Source organism: Vibrio sp. NH-7, assembly GCF_053643215.1.
In genome coordinates, this window is sequence record NZ_CM132187.1 from 1,462,758 (window position 1) to 1,484,027 (window position 21,270).

The following is a 21,270-nucleotide window of genomic DNA, read 5'->3' on the forward strand; positions in this document are numbered from 1 at the left end:
AGTCTCATTTTTGAGAAGGTCTCTACGTAAACGTCAATAAAGTAACACTAATCGATTCAGTTATCTAATAGAAACAACAATAAATGGCTTAAAAAACAGCGATGTTGATAAATCTGTGAGTCAGCCTACCGTAATTGGTTTAAGGAGCGCCATACCTTTTATAAACTGATACAATTGAGATCTTCATTCAATATTTATGATTGAGTAATGCAACATGTTTTTTATTGGTTGCAGATAGAGGGCGAAAAATTAGTTTTGCTAATTTATCAATAATGTTAATTTATACTGAATATAAATAGTAACATTGCCAATTTATTGTCGTTTTGAAACAAGACGATAGAGGTAGTAAAGGATTAGGGGCTCGTTTATGGGTTTTGGTGCATACGTGGCGTTAAGCAATCTAGCTAGTGGACAAATAGTTGTAATCGATACTAATGGTAACGTACGACTTCTTCTCGAAGGTGAAACTCCGAGACCGGGTGAGGTAGTGCTTAACAATGAAGAAGTGCTCTTTAACGGTGAGCCTCAAATTAGTGCTGAACTGATCGGTGATGATGGTGCTGCGCAGGATATTACCAGTGAATTGGAAGATATCTTTGCAGCATTAGAAGACGGCCAAGACCCAACACAGTTGGGTGAAGAGTTTGCTACTGCGGCTGGTGGCCAAAGTGGCTCCAGTCTGACCGCTTCAGGCACTGTAGCCCGTGACGGTACTGAAACCATTGCCTCTACCGAATTCGTTACTCAAGGTTTCGCATCGCTGGGTCTTTCAGAAACTCAGAGCCTCTCTTTACTTGAGCAATTCCAAATTCTTCAACAGCCGCCTGTTTTTGTCGATGGAAATTCGACGCCTCTAGGCAATGATATACAAGTTTCAACGGACGAAGATACCCCAGTCTCAGGGCAGTTAATCGCAACTGACCCAGACGGAGACGACCTAACCTTTACGCAAACCCAGCCTCCTACCAATGGCACCGTTACTGTAAATCCAGACGGCTCTTGGACCTACACACCTAACAACAACTTTGATGGCGGCGATAGCTTCCAAGTGACAGTTAGCGATGGAAACGGCGGTACTGATCAAATCACCGTCAATGTAGGTGTTAATCCTATCCCAGAGCTAAGTGTTAGTGGTGGTGGCGACGTTAATGAAGGGAATAGTGCAGAATTTACTATTGATCTAGACAAGCCATCGAATCAAGACACGACAGTTAAATTAACCGTTGTAACGGGAAGCGCTGAAAGCGAAGACTTAGGCGATATCACAGTTACCACGCCAAACGGAACGGTTTTGACCGTTAATCCTGATGGAACGGTAACAATTCCTGCTGGTGAAACATCAATTATTGTATCTATTAGTACCATTGATGACTCTGTCTTCGAAGGCGATGAAGATTTCAACTTAGTCGTTGAGCCTGTTGATGGTTTGATTGGCAGCGCGACCGGTACGGCAACCATCAAAGACGACGGTATGGGCCCAGGTCCGGGTACCCCAGATAACGATAAGCCTGAGCTTACCGTTACGGGCGGTGGCGATGTGAACGAAGGCACTGACGCCGTATTCACTGTTTCACTCTCTAACGAGACCGAAGCGCCAGTGGTGGTCAACCTTGCGCCAACCACCGACGGTTACACCGCGGAAGCGGGTGACATCGGCGAGATGGTGGTGACCTACGTCGACAGCAATAACCAGACGCAAACTCTTGCGTTGGATGGCAGCGGCAACGTGACCATCCCTGCGGGCATCACCGACATTACGGTGACGATCCCAACCACGGGTGACGACGTCTACGAAGGCGACGAGACCTTTGGTCTTGTGGTCACTGAATCGAACAACGTGACGTCAAACGGCAGCGCGACCGGCACGGCAACCATCAAAGACGACGGTACGGGCCCAGGTCCAGGCACGCCAGATAACGATAAGCCAGAGCTTACCGTGACGGGCGGTGGTGATGTGAACGAAGGCACCGACGCGGTGTTCACCGTTTCACTCTCTAACGAGACCGAAGCGCCAGTGGTCGTGAACCTTGCGCCAACCACCGATGGTTACACCGCCGAAGCGGGTGACATCGGCGAGATGGTCGTGACGTATGTCGACAGCAATAACCAGACGCAAACGCTCACGGTGGATGGCAGCGGCAACGTGACCATCCCAGCGGGCATCTCCGACATTACGGTGACCATCCCAACCACGGGCGATAACGTCTACGAAGGTGACGAGACCTTTGGTCTTGTGGTCACTGAATCGAACAACGTCACGTCAAACGGTGCAGCAACCGGTACCGCAACCATCAAAGACGACGGTACGGGCCCAGGTCCAGGTACGCCAGATAACGATAAGCCAGAGCTTACTGTCACTGGCGGTGGCAATGTGAACGAAGGCACTGACGCCGTATTCACGGTCTCGCTATCGAATGAAACGGAAGCGCCAGTGGTGGTCAACCTTGCGCCAACCACCGACGGTTACACCGCCGAAGCGGGTGACATTGGTGAGATGGTCGTGACGTATGTCGACAGCAATAACCAAACGCAAACACTGACGGTCGATGGCAGCGGCAACGTGACCATCCCTGCGGGCATCACCGACATTACCGTGACTATCCCAACTACGGGCGATAACGTCTACGAAGGTGACGAGACCTTTGGTCTTGTGGTGACGGAATCGAACAACGTGACCTCAAACGGCACGGCAACAGGCACCGCCACCATCAAAGACGACGGTACGGGCCCAGGTCCAGGCACGCCAGACAACGACAAGCCTGAGCTTACCGTGACAGGCGGTGGTGATGTGAACGAAGGCACTGACGCCGTATTCACGGTTTCACTCTCTAACGAGACCGAAGCGCCAGTGGTGGTCAACCTTGCGCCAACGACCGACGGTTACACGGCCGAAGCGGGTGACATTGGTGAGATGGTCGTGACCTACGTCGACAGCAACAACCAAACGCAAACACTGACTGTGGATGGCAGCGGCAACGTGACTATCCCAGCGGGCATCACCGACATTACCGTGACCATCCCAACTACGGGCGATGATGTCTACGAAGGTGACGAAACCTTTGGTCTTGTAGTTACTGAATCGAACAACGTCACCTCAAACGGCAGTGCGACCGGTACCGCAACCATCAAAGACGACGGTACGGGCCCAGGTCCAGGCACGCCAGATAACGACAAGCCAGAGCTTACTGTTACTGGCGGTGGTGATGTGAACGAAGGCACTGACGCGGTGTTCACGGTCTCGCTATCGAATGAAACCGAAGCACCAGTGGTGGTCAACCTTGCGCCAACCACTGACGGTTACACTGCGGAAGCGGGTGACATCGGTGAGATGGTTGTGACCTACGTCGACAGCAATAACCAGACGCAAACACTGACCGTGGACGGTAGCGGCAACGTGACCATCCCTGCAGGTATCACCGACATTACCGTGAATATCCCAACTACGGGCGATAACGTCTACGAAGGCGATGAGACGTTCGGCTTAGTCGTAACCGAAAATAATGGTGTGACCACGAATGGCTCTGCTACTGGTACAGCGACGATCCAAGATGATAGTTCTGGTAAACCAACCCTGTCTGTGACGGACGCGGGTGACGTAAACGAAGGCACTGATGCGGTATTCACTGTCTCGCTGTCGAATGAAACGGAAGCGCCAGTGGTGGTCAACCTTGCACCAACCACTGACGGTTACAGCGCGGAAGCGGGTGACATTGGTGAGATGGTCGTGACGTATGTCGACAGCAATAACCAAACCCAGACCTTGACGGTCGATGGCAGCGGCAACGTGACTATCCCAGCGGGCATCACCGACATTACCGTGACCATCCCAACTACGGGCGATGATGTCTACGAAGGTGACGAAACCTTTGGTCTTGTAGTGACGGAATCGAACAACGTGACCTCAAACGGCAGTGCGACCGGCAGCGCAACCATCAAAGACGACGGTACGGGCCCAGGTCCGGGTACCCCAGACAACGACAAGCCTGAGCTTACTGTCACTGGCGGTGGCGATGTGAACGAAGGCACTGACGCCGTATTCACGGTCTCGCTATCGAATGAAACCGAAGCGCCAGTCGTCGTAAACCTTGCACCAACCACCGACGGTAACTACACCGCCGAAGCGGGTGATATCGGCGAGATGGTCGTGACTTACGTTGATAGCAATAACCAGACGCAAACACTGACGGTCGATGGCAGCGGCAACGTGACTATCCCAGCGGGCATTACTGACATTACCGTGACCATCCCAACCACGGGAGATGATGTCTACGAAGGCGATGAGACCTTTGGTCTTGTGGTGACAGAATCAAACAACGTGACGTCAAACGGCAGTGCGACGGGTACCGCGACCATCAAAGACGACGGTACGGGCCCAGGTCCTGGCACGCCAGATAATGACAAGCCAACCCTGTCTGTGACAGACGCGGGTGATGTGAACGAAGGCACTGACGCCGTATTCACGGTCTCGCTGTCGAATGAAACCGAAGCGCCAGTCGTCGTAAACCTTGCGCCAACGACGGACGGTTACACCGCGGAAGCGGGTGATATCGGCGAGATGGTCGTGACTTACGTTGATAGCAATAACCAGACCCAAACACTGACCGTGGATGGCAGCGGCAACGTGACCATTCCTGCGGGCATCACCGACATTACCGTGACTATCCCAACTACGGGTGATGACGTCTACGAAGGCGACGAGACCTTTGGTCTTGTGGTCACTGATTCGAACAACGCCACCTCAAACGGCACGGCGATCGGTATCGCCACCATCAAAGACGACGGTACGGGCCCAGGTCCGGGTACCCCAGATAACGATAAACCAACCCTGTCTGTGACAGATGCGGGTGACGTCAACGAAGGCAGCAATGCGGTGTTCACGGTATCTCTGTCGAACGAAACCGAAGCACCAGTGGTGGTGAACCTTGCACCAACCACCGACGGTAACTACACCGCTGAAGCGGGTGATATCGGCGAGATGGTCGTGACGTATGTTGACAGCAACAACCAGACGCAAACACTGACGGTCGATGGCAGCGGCAACGTGACCATCCCAGCGGGCATCACTGACATTACCGTGACCATCCCAACCACGGGCGATGACGTCTACGAAGGCGATGAGACGTTTGGCTTAGTCGTAACCGAATCCAACAACGTGACGACGAACGGCACGGCGACCGGTACCGCCACCATCAAAGACGACGGTACGGGCCCAGGTCCGGGTACCCCAGATAACGACAAACCAACCCTGTCTGTGACAGATGCGGGTGACGTCAACGAAGGCAGCAATGCGGTGTTCACGGTATCTCTGTCGAACGAAACCGAAGCACCAGTGGTGGTGAACCTTGCACCAACCACCGACGGTAACTACACCGCTGAAGCGGGTGATATCGGCGAGATGGTCGTGACGTATGTTGACAGCAACAACCAAACGCAAACACTGACTGTCGATGGCAGCGGCAACGTGACTATCCCTGCGGGCATCACTGACATTACCGTGACCATCCCAACCACGGGCGATAACGTCTACGAAGGTGACGAGACCTTTGGTCTTGTGGTCACCGAGAGTAACAACGTGACCTCAAACGGCACGGCAACAGGCACCGCAACCATCAAAGACGACGGTACGGGCCCAGGTCCGGGTACCCCAGATAACGATAAGCCAGAGCTTAGCGTTACTGGCGGTGGCGATGTGAACGAAGGCACTGACGCGGTCTTCACTGTCTCGCTATCGAATGAAACCGAAGCGCCAGTGGTCGTGAACCTTGCGCCAACCACCGACGGTTACACGGCGGAAGCGGGTGACATCGGTGAGATGGTCGTGACTTACGTTGATAGCAATAACCAAACGCAAACACTGACGGTCGATGGCAGCGGCAACGTGACCATCCCTGCAGGTATCACCGACATTACCGTGACTATCCCAACTACAGGCGACGATGTCTACGAAGGTGATGAGACCTTTGGTCTTGTAGTTACTGAGAGTAACAACGTCACAACCAACGGCACGGCGACCGGCACCGCAACCATCAAAGACGACGGTACGGGCCCAGGACCGGGTACGCCAGACAACGACAAGCCGACGCTGTCTGTCACTGGCGGTGGTGATGTAAACGAAGGCACTGACGCTGTGTTCACTGTCTCGCTTTCAAACGAAACCGAAGCGCCAGTCGTCGTAAACCTTGCGCCAACGACGGACGGTTACACCGCGGAAGCGGGTGACATCGGCGAGATGGTCGTGACGTATGTCGACAGCAACAACCAAACGCAAACACTGACGGTCGATGGCAGCGGCAACGTGACTATCCCTGCGGGCATCACTGACATTACCGTGACCGTCCCAACTACGGGCGATAACGTCTACGAAGGCGACGAGACCTTTGGTCTTGTGGTCACTGAAAGTAACAATGTCACTTCAAACGGCACGGCAACAGGTACTGCCACCATCAAAGACGACGGTACGGGCCCTGGTCCGGGTACCCCAGACAACGACAAGCCTGAGCTTAGCGTCACTGGCGGTGGCGACGTGAACGAAGGCACCGATGCGGTCTTCACCGTTTCACTCTCTAACGAAACCGAAGCGCCAGTCGTCGTAAACCTTGCGCCAACGACGGACGGTTACACGGCGGAAGCGGGTGACATCGGCGAGATGGTCGTGACGTATGTCGACAGCAACAATCAAACGCAAACACTGACGGTTGATGGCAGCGGCAACGTGACCATCCCAGCGGGCATCACTGACATTACCGTGACCATCCCAACCACGGGCGATGATGTCTACGAAGGTGACGAAACCTTTGGCCTTGTGGTGACGGAATCGAACAACGTCACCTCAAACGGTGCAGCAACCGGTACCGCAACCATCAAAGACGACGGTACGGGCCCAGGTCCAGGCACGCCAGATAACGACAAGCCAGAGCTTACTGTCACTGGCGGTGGTGATGTGAACGAAGGTACCGATGCGGTATTCACTGTCTCGCTATCGAATGAAACCGAAGCGCCAGTGATGGTCAACCTAGCGCCAACCACCGACGGCTACACGGCAGAAGCGGGTGACATTGGTGAGATGGTCGTGACTTACGTTGATAGCAATAACCAGACGCAAACGCTGACGGTCGATGGCAGCGGTAACGTGACTATCCCAGCGGGCATCACTGACATTACCGTGACCATCCCAACCACGGGCGATAACGTCTACGAAGGCGACGAGACGTTCGGCTTAGTCGTAACCGAAAATAATGGTGTGACCACGAATGGCTCTGCTACTGGTACGGCGACGATCCAAGATGATAGTTCTGGTAAACCAACGCTGTCTGTAACGGACGCCGGTGACGTAAACGAAGGTACTGACGCGGTATTTACTGTGTCACTCTCTAACGAAACCGAAGCGCCAGTGGTGGTCAACCTTACACCAACCACCGATGGTTACACGGCAGAAGCGGGTGACATCGGTGAGATGGTCGTGACGTATGTCGACAGCAACAACCAAACGCAAACGCTCACTGTGGACGGCAGCGGCAACGTGACCATCCCAGCGGGCATCACCGACATTACGGTGACCATCCCAACCACGGGCGATGACGTCTACGAAGGCGACGAGACCTTTGGTCTTGTGGTGACAGAATCAAACAACGTCACCTCAAACGGCAGTGCGACCGGCAGCGCAACCATCAAAGACGACGGTACGGGCCCAGGTCCAGGCACGCCAGATAATGACAAGCCAGAGCTTACTGTCACTGGCGGTGGTGATGTAAACGAAGGCACTGACGCTGTGTTCACTGTCTCGCTTTCAAACGAAACCGAAGCGCCAGTCGTCGTAAACCTTGCGCCAACGACGGACGGTTACACCGCGGAAGCGGGTGACATCGGCGAGATGGTCGTGACGTATGTCGACAGCAACAACCAAACGCAAACACTGACGGTCGATGGCAGCGGCAACGTGACTATCCCTGCGGGCATCACTGACATTACCGTGACCATCCCAACTACGGGCGATAACGTCTACGAAGGCGACGAGACCTTTGGTCTTGTGGTCACTGAAAGTAACAATGTCACTTCAAACGGCACGGCAACAGGTACTGCCACCATCAAAGACGACGGTACGGGCCCTGGTCCGGGTACCCCAGACAACGACAAGCCTGAGCTTAGCGTCACTGGCGGTGGCGACGTGAACGAAGGCACCGATGCGGTCTTCACCGTTTCACTCTCTAACGAAACCGAAGCGCCAGTCGTCGTAAACCTTGCGCCAACGACGGACGGTTACACCGCGAAAGCGGGTGACATCGGCGAGATGGTCGTGACGTATGTCGACAGCAACAATCAAACGCAAACACTGACCGTGGATGGCGGCGGTAACGTAACCATCCCAGCGGGTATCACCGACATTACGGTCACCATCCCAACCACGGGCGATGATGTCTACGAAGGTGACGAGACCTTTGGTCTTGTGGTCACCGAGAGTAACAACGTGACCTCAAACGGCACGGCAACAGGCACCGCAACCATCAAAGACGACGGTACAGGCCCAGGTCCGGGTACCCCAGATAACGATAAGCCAGAGCTTAGCGTTACTGGCGGTGGCGATGTGAACGAAGGCACTGACGCGGTCTTCACGGTCTCGCTATCGAATGAAACCGAAGCGCCAGTGGTCGTGAACCTAGCGCCAACCACTGACGGTTACACGGCGGAAGCGGGTGACATCGGTGAGATGGTCGTGACGTATGTCGACAGCAACAACCAAACGCAAACACTGACTGTGGACGGCAGCGGCAACGTGACCATCCCTGCAGGTATCACCGACATTACCGTGACTATCCCAACTACAGGCGACGATGTCTACGAAGGTGATGAGACCTTTGGTCTTGTAGTTACTGAGAGTAACAACGTCACCTCAAACGGCAGTGCGACGGGCAGCGCGACCATCAAAGACGACGGTACGGGCCCAGGTCCGGGTACCCCAGACAACGACAAGCCAGAGCTTACTGTCACTGGCGGTGGTGACGTAAACGAAGGCACTGACGCGGTCTTCACGGTCTCGCTATCGAATGAAACCGAAGCGCCAGTGGTCGTGAACCTAGCGCCAACCACTGACGGTTACACGGCGGAAGCGGGTGACATCGGTGAGATGGTCGTGACGTATGTCGACAGCAACAACCAAACGCAAACACTGACTGTGGACGGCAGCGGCAACGTGACCATCCCAGCGGGTATCACCGACATTACCGTGACTATCCCAACCACGGGCGATGATGTCTACGAAGGCGATGAGACGTTCGGCTTAGTCGTAACCGAAAATAATGGTGTGACCACGAATGGCTCTGCTACTGGTACAGCGACGATCCAAGATGATAGTTCTGGTAAACCAACCCTGTCTGTGACGGACGCGGGTGACGTCAACGAAGGCACTGACGCGGTGTTTACGGTTTCACTCTCTAACGAAGCCGAAGCGCCAGTGGTCGTGAACCTTGCGCCAACCACCGACGGTTACACGGCTGAAGCGGGTGACATCGGCGAGATGGTCGTGACTTACGTTGACAGTAATAACCAAACGCAAACACTGACGGTCGATGGCAGCGGCAACGTGACCATCCCTGCGGGTATCACCGACATTACCGTGACCATCCCAACCACGGGCGATGATGTCTACGAAGGCGACGAGACCTTTGGTCTTGTGGTCACTGAATCGAACAACGTCACCTCAAACGGCAGTGCGACGGGCAGCGCGACCATCAAAGACGACGGTACGGGCCCAGGTCCGGGTACGCCAGATAACGACAAGCCGACCCTGTCTGTGACGGACGCGGGTGATGTCAACGAAGGCACTGATGCCGTGTTCACGGTTTCACTCTCTAACGAGACCGAAGCGCCAGTGGTGGTCAACCTTGCGCCAACCGCCGACGGTTACACCGCGGAAGCGGGTGACATCGGTGAGATGGTCGTGACTTACGTCGACAGTAATAACCAGACGCAAACACTGACCGTGGACGGCAGCGGCAACGTGACCATCCCTGCGGGCATCACCGACATTACCGTGACCATCCCAACTACGGGTGATGATGTCTACGAAGGTGACGAGACCTTTGGTCTTGTGGTGACAGAGAGTAACAACGTGACCTCAAACGGCAGTGCGACCGGTACCGCAACCATCAAAGACGACGGTACGGGCCCAGGTCCGGGTACGCCAGATAACGACAAGCCGACCCTGTCTGTGACGGACGCGGGTGATGTCAACGAAGGCACTGATGCCGTGTTCACGGTTTCACTCTCTAACGAAACTGAAGCGCCAGTCGTCGTAAACCTTGCACCAACCACCGACGGTAACTACACCGCCGAAGCGGGTGACATCGGCGAGATGGTCGTGACGTATGTCGATAGCAACAACCAGACTCAAACACTGACCGTGGATGGCAGCGGCAACGTGACGATCCCAGCGGGTGTCACCGACATTACGGTCACCATCCCAACCACGGGCGATGATGTCTACGAAGGCGACGAGACGTTCGGTCTTGTGGTGACAGAATCAAACAACGTGACCTCAAACGGCAGTGCGACCGGTACCGCGACCATCAAAGACGACGGTACGGGCCCAGGTCCAGGTACGCCAGACAACGACAAGCCAGAGCTTACTGTCACTGGCGGTGGTGACGTAAACGAAGGCACTGACGCGGTGTTTACGGTTGCACTCTCTAATGAAACCGAAGCGCCAGTGGTCGTGAACCTTGCGCCAACCACCGACGGTTACACGGCAGAAGCGGGTGACATTGGTGAGATGGTCGTGACTTACGTTGATAGCAATAACCAAACGCAAACACTGACGGTTGATGGCAGCGGCAACGTAACCATCCCAGCGGGCATCACCGACATTACGGTGACCATCCCAACCACGGGAGATGATGTCTACGAAGGTGACGAGACGTTCGGTCTTGTGGTGACAGAATCAAACAACGTGACCTCAAACGGCACGGCGACCGGCACCGCAACCATCAAAGACGACGGTACGGGCCCAGGTCCGGGTACCCCAGACAACGACAAGCCAGAGCTTACTGTCACTGGCGGTGGTGACGTAAACGAAGGCACTGACGCGGTCTTCACTGTCTCGCTATCGAATGAAACCGAAGCGCCAGTGGTCGTGAACCTAGCGCCAACCACTGACGGTTACACGGCGGAAGCGGGTGACATCGGTGAGATGGTCGTGACGTATGTCGACAGCAATAACCAAACGCAAACACTGACTGTGGACGGCAGCGGCAACGTGACCATCCCAGCGGGTATCACCGACATTACCGTGACCATCCCAACTACGGGCGATAACGTCTACGAAGGCGACGAGACGTTCGGTCTTGTGGTCACTGAGAGTAACAACGTGACGTCAAACGGCAGTGCGACCGGTACTGCCACCATCAAAGACGACGGTACGGGCCCTGGTCCGGGTACCCCAGACAACGACAAGCCTGAGCTTAGCGTTACTGGCGGTGGCGATGTAAACGAAGGCACTGATGCTGTGTTCACTGTCTCGCTTTCCAATGAAACCGAAGCGCCAGTGGTGGTCAACCTAGCGCCAACCACTGATGGTTACACGGCAGAAGCGGGTGACATCGGCAAGATGGTCGTGACTTACGTTGACAGCAATAACCAAACGCAAACACTGACGGTTGACGGCAGCGGCAACGTGACCATCCCAGCGGGTATCACCGACATTACCGTGACCATCCCAACTACGGGCGATAACGTCTACGAAGGCGACGAGACGTTCGGTCTTGTGGTGACAGAATCAAACAACGTCACCTCAAACGGTGCAGCAACCGGTACCGCAACCATCAAAGACGACGGTACGGGCCCAGGTCCAGGCACGCCAGATAACGACAAGCCAGAGCTTACCGTGACGGGCGGTGGTGACGTAAACGAAGGCACTGATGCGGTATTCACCGTATCGCTGTCGAATGAAACCGAAGCGCCAGTGATGGTCAACCTTGCGCCAACCACCGACGGTTACACCGCCGAAGCGGGTGATATCGGCGAGATGGTCGTGACGTATGTCGACAGCAACAACCAGACGCAAACACTGACGGTCGATGGCAGCGGTAACGTGACTATCCCAGCGGGCATCACCGACATTACGGTGACTATCCCAACTACGGGCGATGACGTCTACGAAGGCGATGAGACGTTTGGATTAGTCGTCACCGAATCGAACAACGTCACAACCAACGGCAGTGCGACGGGCAGCGCAACCATCAAAGACGACGGTACGGGCCCAGGTCCAGGCACGCCAGACAACGATAAGCCTGAGCTTACCGTTACAGGCGGTGGTGATGTGAACGAAGGCACTGATGCCGTGTTCACGGTTTCACTCTCTAACGAGACTGAAGCGCCAGTGGTGGTCAACCTAGCGCCCACCACCGACGGTTACACGGCAGAAGCGGGTGACATCGGCGAGATGGTCGTGACCTACGTTGACAGCAATAACCAAACGCAAACACTGACGGTCGATGGCAGCGGCAACGTGACCATCCCTGCGGGCATCACTGACATTACCGTCACTATCCCAACTACGGGCGATAACGTCTACGAAGGCGATGAGACGTTCGGCTTAGTCGTAACCGAAAATAATGGTGTGACCACGAATGGCTCTGCTACTGGTACAGCGACGATCCAAGATGATAGTTCTGGTAAACCAACCCTGTCTGTGACGGACGCGGGTGAGGTAAACGAAGGCACCGACGCCGTATTCACTGTCTCGCTGTCGAATGAAACGGAAGCACCAGTGGTGATCAACCTTGCGCCAACCACTGATGGTTACACGGCAGAAGCGGGTGACATCGGTGAGATGGTGGTAACGTACGTCGACAGCAACAACCAAACGCAAACACTGACTGTCGATGGCAGCGGCAACGTGACTATCCCTGCGGGCATCACTGACATTACCGTGACCATCCCAACTACGGGCGATAACGTCTACGAAGGCGACGAGACCTTTGGTCTTGTGGTCACTGAAAGTAACAATGTCACTTCAAACGGCACGGCAACAGGTACTGCCACCATCAAAGACGACGGTACGGGCCCTGGTCCGGGTACCCCAGACAACGACAAGCCTGAGCTTAGCGTCACTGGCGGTGGCGACGTGAACGAAGGCACCGATGCGGTCTTCACCGTTTCACTCTCTAACGAAACCGAAGCGCCAGTCGTCGTAAACCTTGCACCAACCACCGACGGTAACTACACCGCCGAAGCGGGTGACATCGGCGAGATGGTCGTGACGTATGTCGATAGCAACAACCAGACTCAAACACTGACCGTGGATGGCAGCGGCAACGTGACGATCCCAGCGGGTGTCACCGACATTACGGTCACCATCCCAACCACGGGCGATGATGTCTACGAAGGCGACGAGACGTTCGGTCTTGTGGTGACAGAATCAAACAACGTGACCTCAAACGGCAGTGCGACCGGTACCGCGACCATCAAAGACGACGGTACGGACCCAGGTCCAGGTACGCCAGACAACGACAAGCCAGAGCTTACTGTCACTGGCGGTGGTGACGTAAACGAAGGCACTGACGCGGTGTTTACGGTTGCACTCTCTAATGAAACCGAAGCGCCAGTGGTCGTGAACCTTGCGCCAACCACCGACGGTTACACGGCGGAAGCGGGTGACATCGGTGAGATGGTCGTGACTTACGTTGATAGCAATAACCAAACGCAAACACTGACGGTCGATGGCAGCGGCAACGTGACCATCCCTGCAGGTATCACCGACATTACCGTGACTATCCCAACTACAGGCGACGATGTCTACGAAGGTGATGAGACCTTTGGTCTTGTAGTTACTGAGAGTAACAACGTCACAACCAACGGCACGGCGACCGGCACCGCAACCATCAAAGACGACGGTACGGGCCCAGGACCGGGTACGCCAGACAACGACAAGCCGACGCTGTCTGTCACTGGCGGTGGTGATGTAAACGAAGGCACTGACGCTGTGTTCACTGTCTCGCTTTCAAACGAAACCGAAGCGCCAGTCGTCGTAAACCTTGCGCCAACGACGGACGGTTACACCGCGGAAGCGGGTGACATCGGCGAGATGGTCGTGACGTATGTCGACAGCAACAACCAAACGCAAACACTGACGGTCGATGGCAGCGGCAACGTGACTATCCCTGCGGGCATCACTGACATTACCGTGACCATCCCAACTACGGGCGATAACGTCTACGAAGGCGACGAGACCTTTGGTCTTGTGGTCACTGAAAGTAACAATGTCACTTCAAACGGCACGGCAACAGGTACTGCCACCATCAAAGACGACGGTACGGGCCCTGGTCCGGGTACCCCAGACAACGACAAGCCTGAGCTTAGCGTCACTGGCGGTGGCGACGTGAACGAAGGCACCGATGCGGTCTTCACCGTTTCACTCTCTAACGAAACCGAAGCGCCAGTCGTCGTAAACCTTGCGCCAACGACGGACGGTTACACCGCGGAAGCGGGTGACATCGGCGAGATGGTCGTGACGTATGTCGACAGCAACAATCAAACGCAAACACTGACGGTTGATGGCAGCGGCAACGTGACCATCCCAGCGGGCATCACTGACATTACCGTGACCATCCCAACCACGGGCGATGATGTCTACGAAGGTGACGAAACCTTTGGCCTTGTGGTGACGGAATCGAACAACGTCACCTCAAACGGTGCAGCAACCGGTACCGCAACCATCAAAGACGACGGTACGGGCCCAGGTCCAGGCACGCCAGATAACGACAAGCCAGAGCTTACTGTCACTGGCGGTGGTGATGTGAACGAAGGTACCGATGCGGTATTCACTGTCTCGCTATCGAATGAAACCGAAGCGCCAGTGATGGTCAACCTAGCGCCAACCACCGACGGCTACACGGCAGAAGCGGGTGACATTGGTGAGATGGTCGTGACTTACGTTGATAGCAATAACCAAACGCAAACACTGACGGTCGATGGCAGCGGCAACGTAACCATCCCAGCGGGCATCACCGACATTACCGTGACTATCCCAACTACAGGCGACGATGTCTACGAAGGTGATGAGACCTTTGGTCTTGTAGTTACTGAGAGTAACAACGTCACAACCAACGGCACGGCGACCGGCACCGCAACCATCAAAGACGACGGTACGGGCCCAGGACCGGGTACGCCAGACAACGACAAGCCGACGCTGTCTGTCACTGGCGGTGGTGATGTAAACGAAGGCACTGACGCTGTGTTCACTGTCTCGCTTTCAAACGAAACCGAAGCGCCAGTCGTCGTAAACCTTGCGCCAACGACGGACGGTTACACCGCGGAAGCGGGTGACATCGGCGAGATGGTCGTGACGTATGTCGACAGCAACAACCAAACGCAAACACTGACGGTCGATGGCAGCGGCAACGTGACTATCCCTGCGGGCATCACTGACATTACCGTGACCGTCCCAACTACGGGCGATAACGTCTACGAAGGCGACGAGACCTTTGGTCTTGTGGTCACTGAAAGTAACAATGTCACTTCAAACGGCACGGCAACAGGTACTGCCACCATCAAAGACGACGGTACGGGCCCTGGTCCGGGTACGCCAGATAACGACAAGCCAGAGCTTACTGTCACTGGCGGTGGTGATGTGAACGAAGGCACTGACGCCGTATTCACGGTTTCACTCTCTAACGAGACCGAAGCGCCAGTGGTGGTCAACCTTGCGCCAACGACGGACGGTTACACGGCGGAAGCGGGTGACATCGGTGAGATGGTCGTAACCTACGTGGACAGCAACAACCAAACGCAAACACTGACGGTCGATGGCAGCGGCAATGTGACCATCCCAGCGGGCATCACCGACATTACGGTGACCATCCCAACCACGGGCGATAACGTCTACGAAGGCGACGAGACCTTTGGTCTTGTCGTCACTGAATCAAACAACGTGACGTCAAACGGCAGTGCGACCGGCAGCGCAACCATCAAAGACGACGGTACGGGCCCAGGTCCAGGCACGCCAGATAATGACAAGCCAGAGCTTACTGTCACTGGCGGTGGCGACGTGAACGAAGGCACCGATGCGGTGTTCACCGTTTCACTCTCTAACGAAACCGAAGCGCCAGTCGTCGTGAACCTTGCACCAACCACCGATGGTTACAGCGCCGAAGCGGGTGACATCGGCGAGATGGTCGTAACCTACGTGGACAGCAACAACCAAACGCAAACACTGACTGTGGATGGCAACGGTAACGTGACCATCCCTGCGGGCATCACCGACATTACGGTGACGATCCCAACTACGGGTGATGACGTCTACGAAGGCGATGAGACCTTTGGCCTTGTGGTCACTGAGTCGAACAACGTGACGACGAATGGTCAGGCTACAGCTGAAGCTAATATTATCGATGCACAAAATGCGCCGAACGTGAGCATCAGTGCTGACGCTGATAGCGTGACCGAAGGGGGCGATGCGAGCTTCAGCGTGAGCATCGACCAAGCGGCGCAAGAAGATGTGGTGGTTACGTTCACCATTGGTGGTGACGTGGATGGCGACGATTACATTGCGCCAGCGACTTACACAGTAACGATTCCAGCGGGTCAAACGTCGGTCCCATTAGACATCAAGACGCTTGATGACGGCATCTATGAAGGTGCGGAAGACTTAGACATCACACTCGTGAGCACAAGCGGTGCAGGCTCAACGATTGATAGCAACGCTTCTCAAGCCAGCGTGAGCGTGGAAGACGCTCAACACGCTCCTGAATTCATTTCAGATGGTGACGCTGCCGGCGATGCGCCAAATGCTGATAGTTATGATTTCGGTTCTGTAAGTGAGAACTCTACAAGTGGAACAGTTGTTGGCACTGTCGTGGCCGAAGATCAAGATAATGATGACCTGCACTATAGTTTTGCTGATGGCTCGTTGAGCAATGGATTATTTGATATCGACCCTATAAGTGGTGATATCACTCTCAATCAAACAATCGATGATGCTCATCTGGGGGATTATACCTTAAACGTCAAGGTCAAAGATGGTACTGGCGGTGAGGACACTGCTGTGGTTGACGTTTCGTTGACAAATGTTAACGATGCACCGGAAGCTTCACCTTCAGAGGTGACTATTGCGGAGGATGCTCAAGGCATGGCCTTGATGCTCGCATGGTCATCGTTTGGGATTTCAGACGTCGACTCGCCAGATGCATCTTTGTCTGTTGTTATTACGTCTGTACCAGTTGACGGTGTGTTGGAGTATCAAGATGCCCAAGGTGTTTGGCAAGCAGTCCAGCAGGGACAAGTGCTAAGCAAAGACCAATTTGACTCAAATGAAGTTCGTTTCACTCCTGATTACAATGAGTCTGGTGATGATAGCTTCGGTGGTTCAAATGTAGGTGATCAAGCATCTGACTATGCGCAAATTGGGTTTAAACCAACAGATGGTCAAGATGAAGGCCAAGAGTCGACACTAACGATTGATGTTACGCCTGTCGCAGACAAACCAAACCTTGCTACGGTTACGCCTGGACTTTCGTTGCCTCAACAAGAATTTAACGTTACAACGTGGAATAACGTTAATATTGGTGGTCACAACGGGCTTGGTGTAGCTGGTCTTGTGCTCATTAATTCTATTGATGCACTTGACCCAGCAAACGGCGTGCAATCAACGACTGCAAATGCTGAAGACACGGGTACAAACGCAACACTGCAAGATGAGGCTGTGTTAGTTACAGCGTTGGTATACCTTGAAGCTGGAACTAGCTATGATTTTGTCGGAACAGCTGACGATAGCATGGCGATCACAATTGGGGGAGTTTTAGTCGATGAAGCTCGATGGGGAAATGACAGTGGTGACATTAAAGGTGGAGCCTTTGTTCCGTCAGTATCTGGCTTCTACCCAATAGAAATTTATCACCATAATCAGAGTGGTCCTGGAAATTACAACGTAAATGTTTCCATAGATGGCAATACACCTGTCGACTTGAGCAATAGCAACCTTTATATCGTTCGTGATGAGAGCTCGCTAGATAGCGCAGACGTTCGTACTTCGGAACTTAAGGAAGTGGACGGCGTTGAGTTTTATGAAACGTATGAAGTTAATGAAGGGCTTCAAGATACAGAAATTCCATTGTCTGAAATCCGTGCGAGCCTGACTGATACCGACGGTTCAGAATCATTGGCTGTGACGTTGGCAGGCCTTCCTGTTGGCGCGATTATTTCTGATGGTAATACGTCAGTCACAATAAGTAGCGCAAATGAGTCAGTAGATGTTACGGGGTGGTCACTTGACTCCCTTACTGTCACTCCTCCTCAAGGAAGCCATGACGACTTTACTATATTCGTGACTGCGACAAGTACAGAGGATTCAAATGGCGACTCAGCTCAGTCACACGCAACGATTAATGTAGTTGTTCATGAGAACTTAGTAACGAATACGGTTGCTGATACTGGAACTGTCAATGAAGATAATACGTTACAAGGTAATGTATTAGAGAATGATACTGATGGAGATAATGTTCTTCAGGTTGACTTTATTACTGTTGATGGAACCGATTATGCGGTCGGCCAAACGATTTCTATCGATGCAGGCATTTTGGTAATGAATCAAGATGGTAGCTATAGCTTCGAGCCAGCAACACATTGGTCTGGTGATGTTCCAACGATTACCTACACAACCAATACAGGTGCCACAGAGAGCTTAGACATCGACGTTATCGCGGTCGCTGATGCTCCAACTGTTAAGATTACGCTTGGCGAAATGGTTAAATCAGATGCGACTTCAGTTCATCACGCTGATGTTATTGCTGCTGTAGGTAAGACCCAAGCCGAAAACAATGACCTTGCCGTTGAGATGGGACTAGACAATTCGCTACCGTCTCACTTAGGTAATAACAATGACTATAGTGACACCGATACGCTCTTTGTGGGCGGAAACAACGTCGACACCATGTATGGTGGTGGCGGTGACGACACTTTTGTTGGTGGTGCGCAAAACGATTCATTCTATGGCGATGATGCGACTAGTAACACTGCCCATGATGGTACAGATACCGTTTATCTATCTGGAAACTTTGAAGACTACAAGTTTACCTTCAAAGACAACCATGGAGGTGGTGTTCCATACTGGATTGTATTAGATACTAACTCTGTTGATTCAGTGAATGACCATACAGGTCAAGAAGACCGCGGTGACCATCTGTATGAAATTGAGCGTGTTGTGTTTGCTGATAAGGTAATTGAGCTTAATCCTGATGGTACATATGAAGTGCTTCAAGATAGAACGATTCCAGTTGATGTAGACGTAGATCTCGTTGATACAGACGGAAGCGAAAGCTTGGTTCAGACAGTTACAGTAGATGGACTTCCTGAAGGCATTGAAGTCTATGTTAATGGACAAGCTATTGACGCTGAGGCAGACGGCACGTTCCTTGTACCAATCGATGCGAATGGTAATGCTTCATTTGATATTAAGGTACCGTTTGACTACGAGGGTAGCCTCGACTTCCCACTAAGCGTAACCGCAACGTCGGTAGAGTCATCAAATAGTGATAGTGCATCTACCACTGAAACTGTTGATGTCACAGCGCGTGACTACGTGATGGAATCTGGCTCTCATGGTGATGATACAATTACAGGCACTGCGGATCATGATTTGATTGTTGGCGATGTTCAGGGTATTGAGATAATTGCTGGTGAAGATTACAACATTGCGTTTGTGCTTGATACATCAGGTAGTATGGGGCACTGGGTTGGTACAGCAAAACAAGAGATACTAGATGTATTTGATGAGCTACAGGCTGCCGCGACACAAGGTTCTCAACCAGGCACCGTTAATGTTCTATTAACTGAATTTGCCACAGGCGCTACCTTTATCGTTTCTGTTGATTTGAGCTCTTCAACAGCAAGACAAGACTTTGTCACGCAGCTTAATACAATTGAAAATGAGGGTAAGGGTGCGACAAACTATGAATCTGGCTTGCAGTCAGCAGTAGACTGGTTTGGTGGGCAGCCGAATCCAAACGGTCAGAACATTACTTACTTTATTACAGATGGACAACCGAATAGGCATACAGATCTAGACGACATACCTCAAAATCAATTTTCTAAAGTGATTTTGGATGTAGATTCAAACGGTGAGTTGGTGACGTTAGCGAACATCGTTAATGACTTCAATTACACCTACGGTCAGACCGTGAACTACAAAGGTAACGTTCTAATTGATAGCCACGGTGGTATTTACTCTCCATTTACTGGTCAGAAAATAGGTGATATCGATTCATCATCCGGCAATTTATACTATGACGATGAAGGTACTAATTCAGTGCAAGCTCAGCATATGTATCAAGTGCTGGCAGCGTTGTCGACGGTAGAAGCTATCGGTATTGGCAGTGGTGTTAGTGGAAGCATACTTCAACAGTATGATACAGATGGCGTGGTTGACTCGCATATTGACGTAACTAAACTTGCCGAGACAATCCTTGGTCAAGATGTCCCACTTAAACAAGGTGAAGATACACTGAGTGGAGGTGAAGGTGATGATATCTTGTTGGGTGATTTGATTGAATTTGGCACTAACGAGCAGGGGTTGAGTGCAATTCAATCACATGTTGCTAGCCAAACAGGTCAAGACATTTCAACAGTTGACGCTGAAGACATTCACAACTATGTAAAAGATAACATCCAAGAGTTTGATCAAAGCCATACTGGGGACAAGTCAGATGTTCTTGATGGCGGAAAAGGTGATGATATCTTATTCGGTCATGGTGGCAGTGATACCTTAGATGGCGGTGAAGGTGAGGATATCTTAGTCGGCGGTTTAGGTAATGACATCCTAACTGGTGGTGATGATGCGGATATCTTCATGTGGACTGAGATGGAATCATCTACAGACCGTGTGACGGACTTTAATGTTAGCGAAGGTGACTCTATTGATGTTAGTGACTTGTTTGAAGACTTATCTAATGATGACATCAGTCAGTTGCTAATTGATTTAGGAAGTGGCGACTTCCACGGACAAGTTGGTGATGTTTCCATCACGGTAACAGACGATCAGAGCGCATCTCATTTGACCATTGTGAAAGGTGGACAAACGTTAACTATCGACTTTGATGGAGCATCAGCTGCTGACGTTACTAACAGCCTTATGGATAATCTCAGTCACTTAAAAGACTAGGTATGTAACAACTGGGCTGCTGTTAGCCCAGTTAACATCCTTAATAAAAAGCCTCGCTATATTAGCGAGGCTTTTTTCGATTTGTTTATCTTGTTGTAACTGTCGGATTACATAGACGAAGAACA

The 21,270-nt window shown here is 52.8% G+C and carries 1 protein-coding gene; it reads left to right on the top strand.

Annotated elements, in window-relative coordinates:
• The first annotated feature begins 367 nt into the window (after positions 1 to 367).
• A complete protein-coding gene (locus ACUALS_RS06850; protein WP_454449182.1) occupies positions 368 to 21,145 on the top strand; it encodes a Calx-beta domain-containing protein in 20,778 nt (6,925 codons plus the stop codon).
• Positions 21,146 to 21,270 lie beyond the last annotated feature (125 nt).

Bases quoted from the DNA above. Each gene is read 5' to 3' on its own strand.
- ACUALS_RS06850 (WP_454449182.1), top strand. From the start codon at position 368: ATGGGTTTTGGTGCATACGTGGCGTTAAGCAATCTAGCTAGTGGACAA.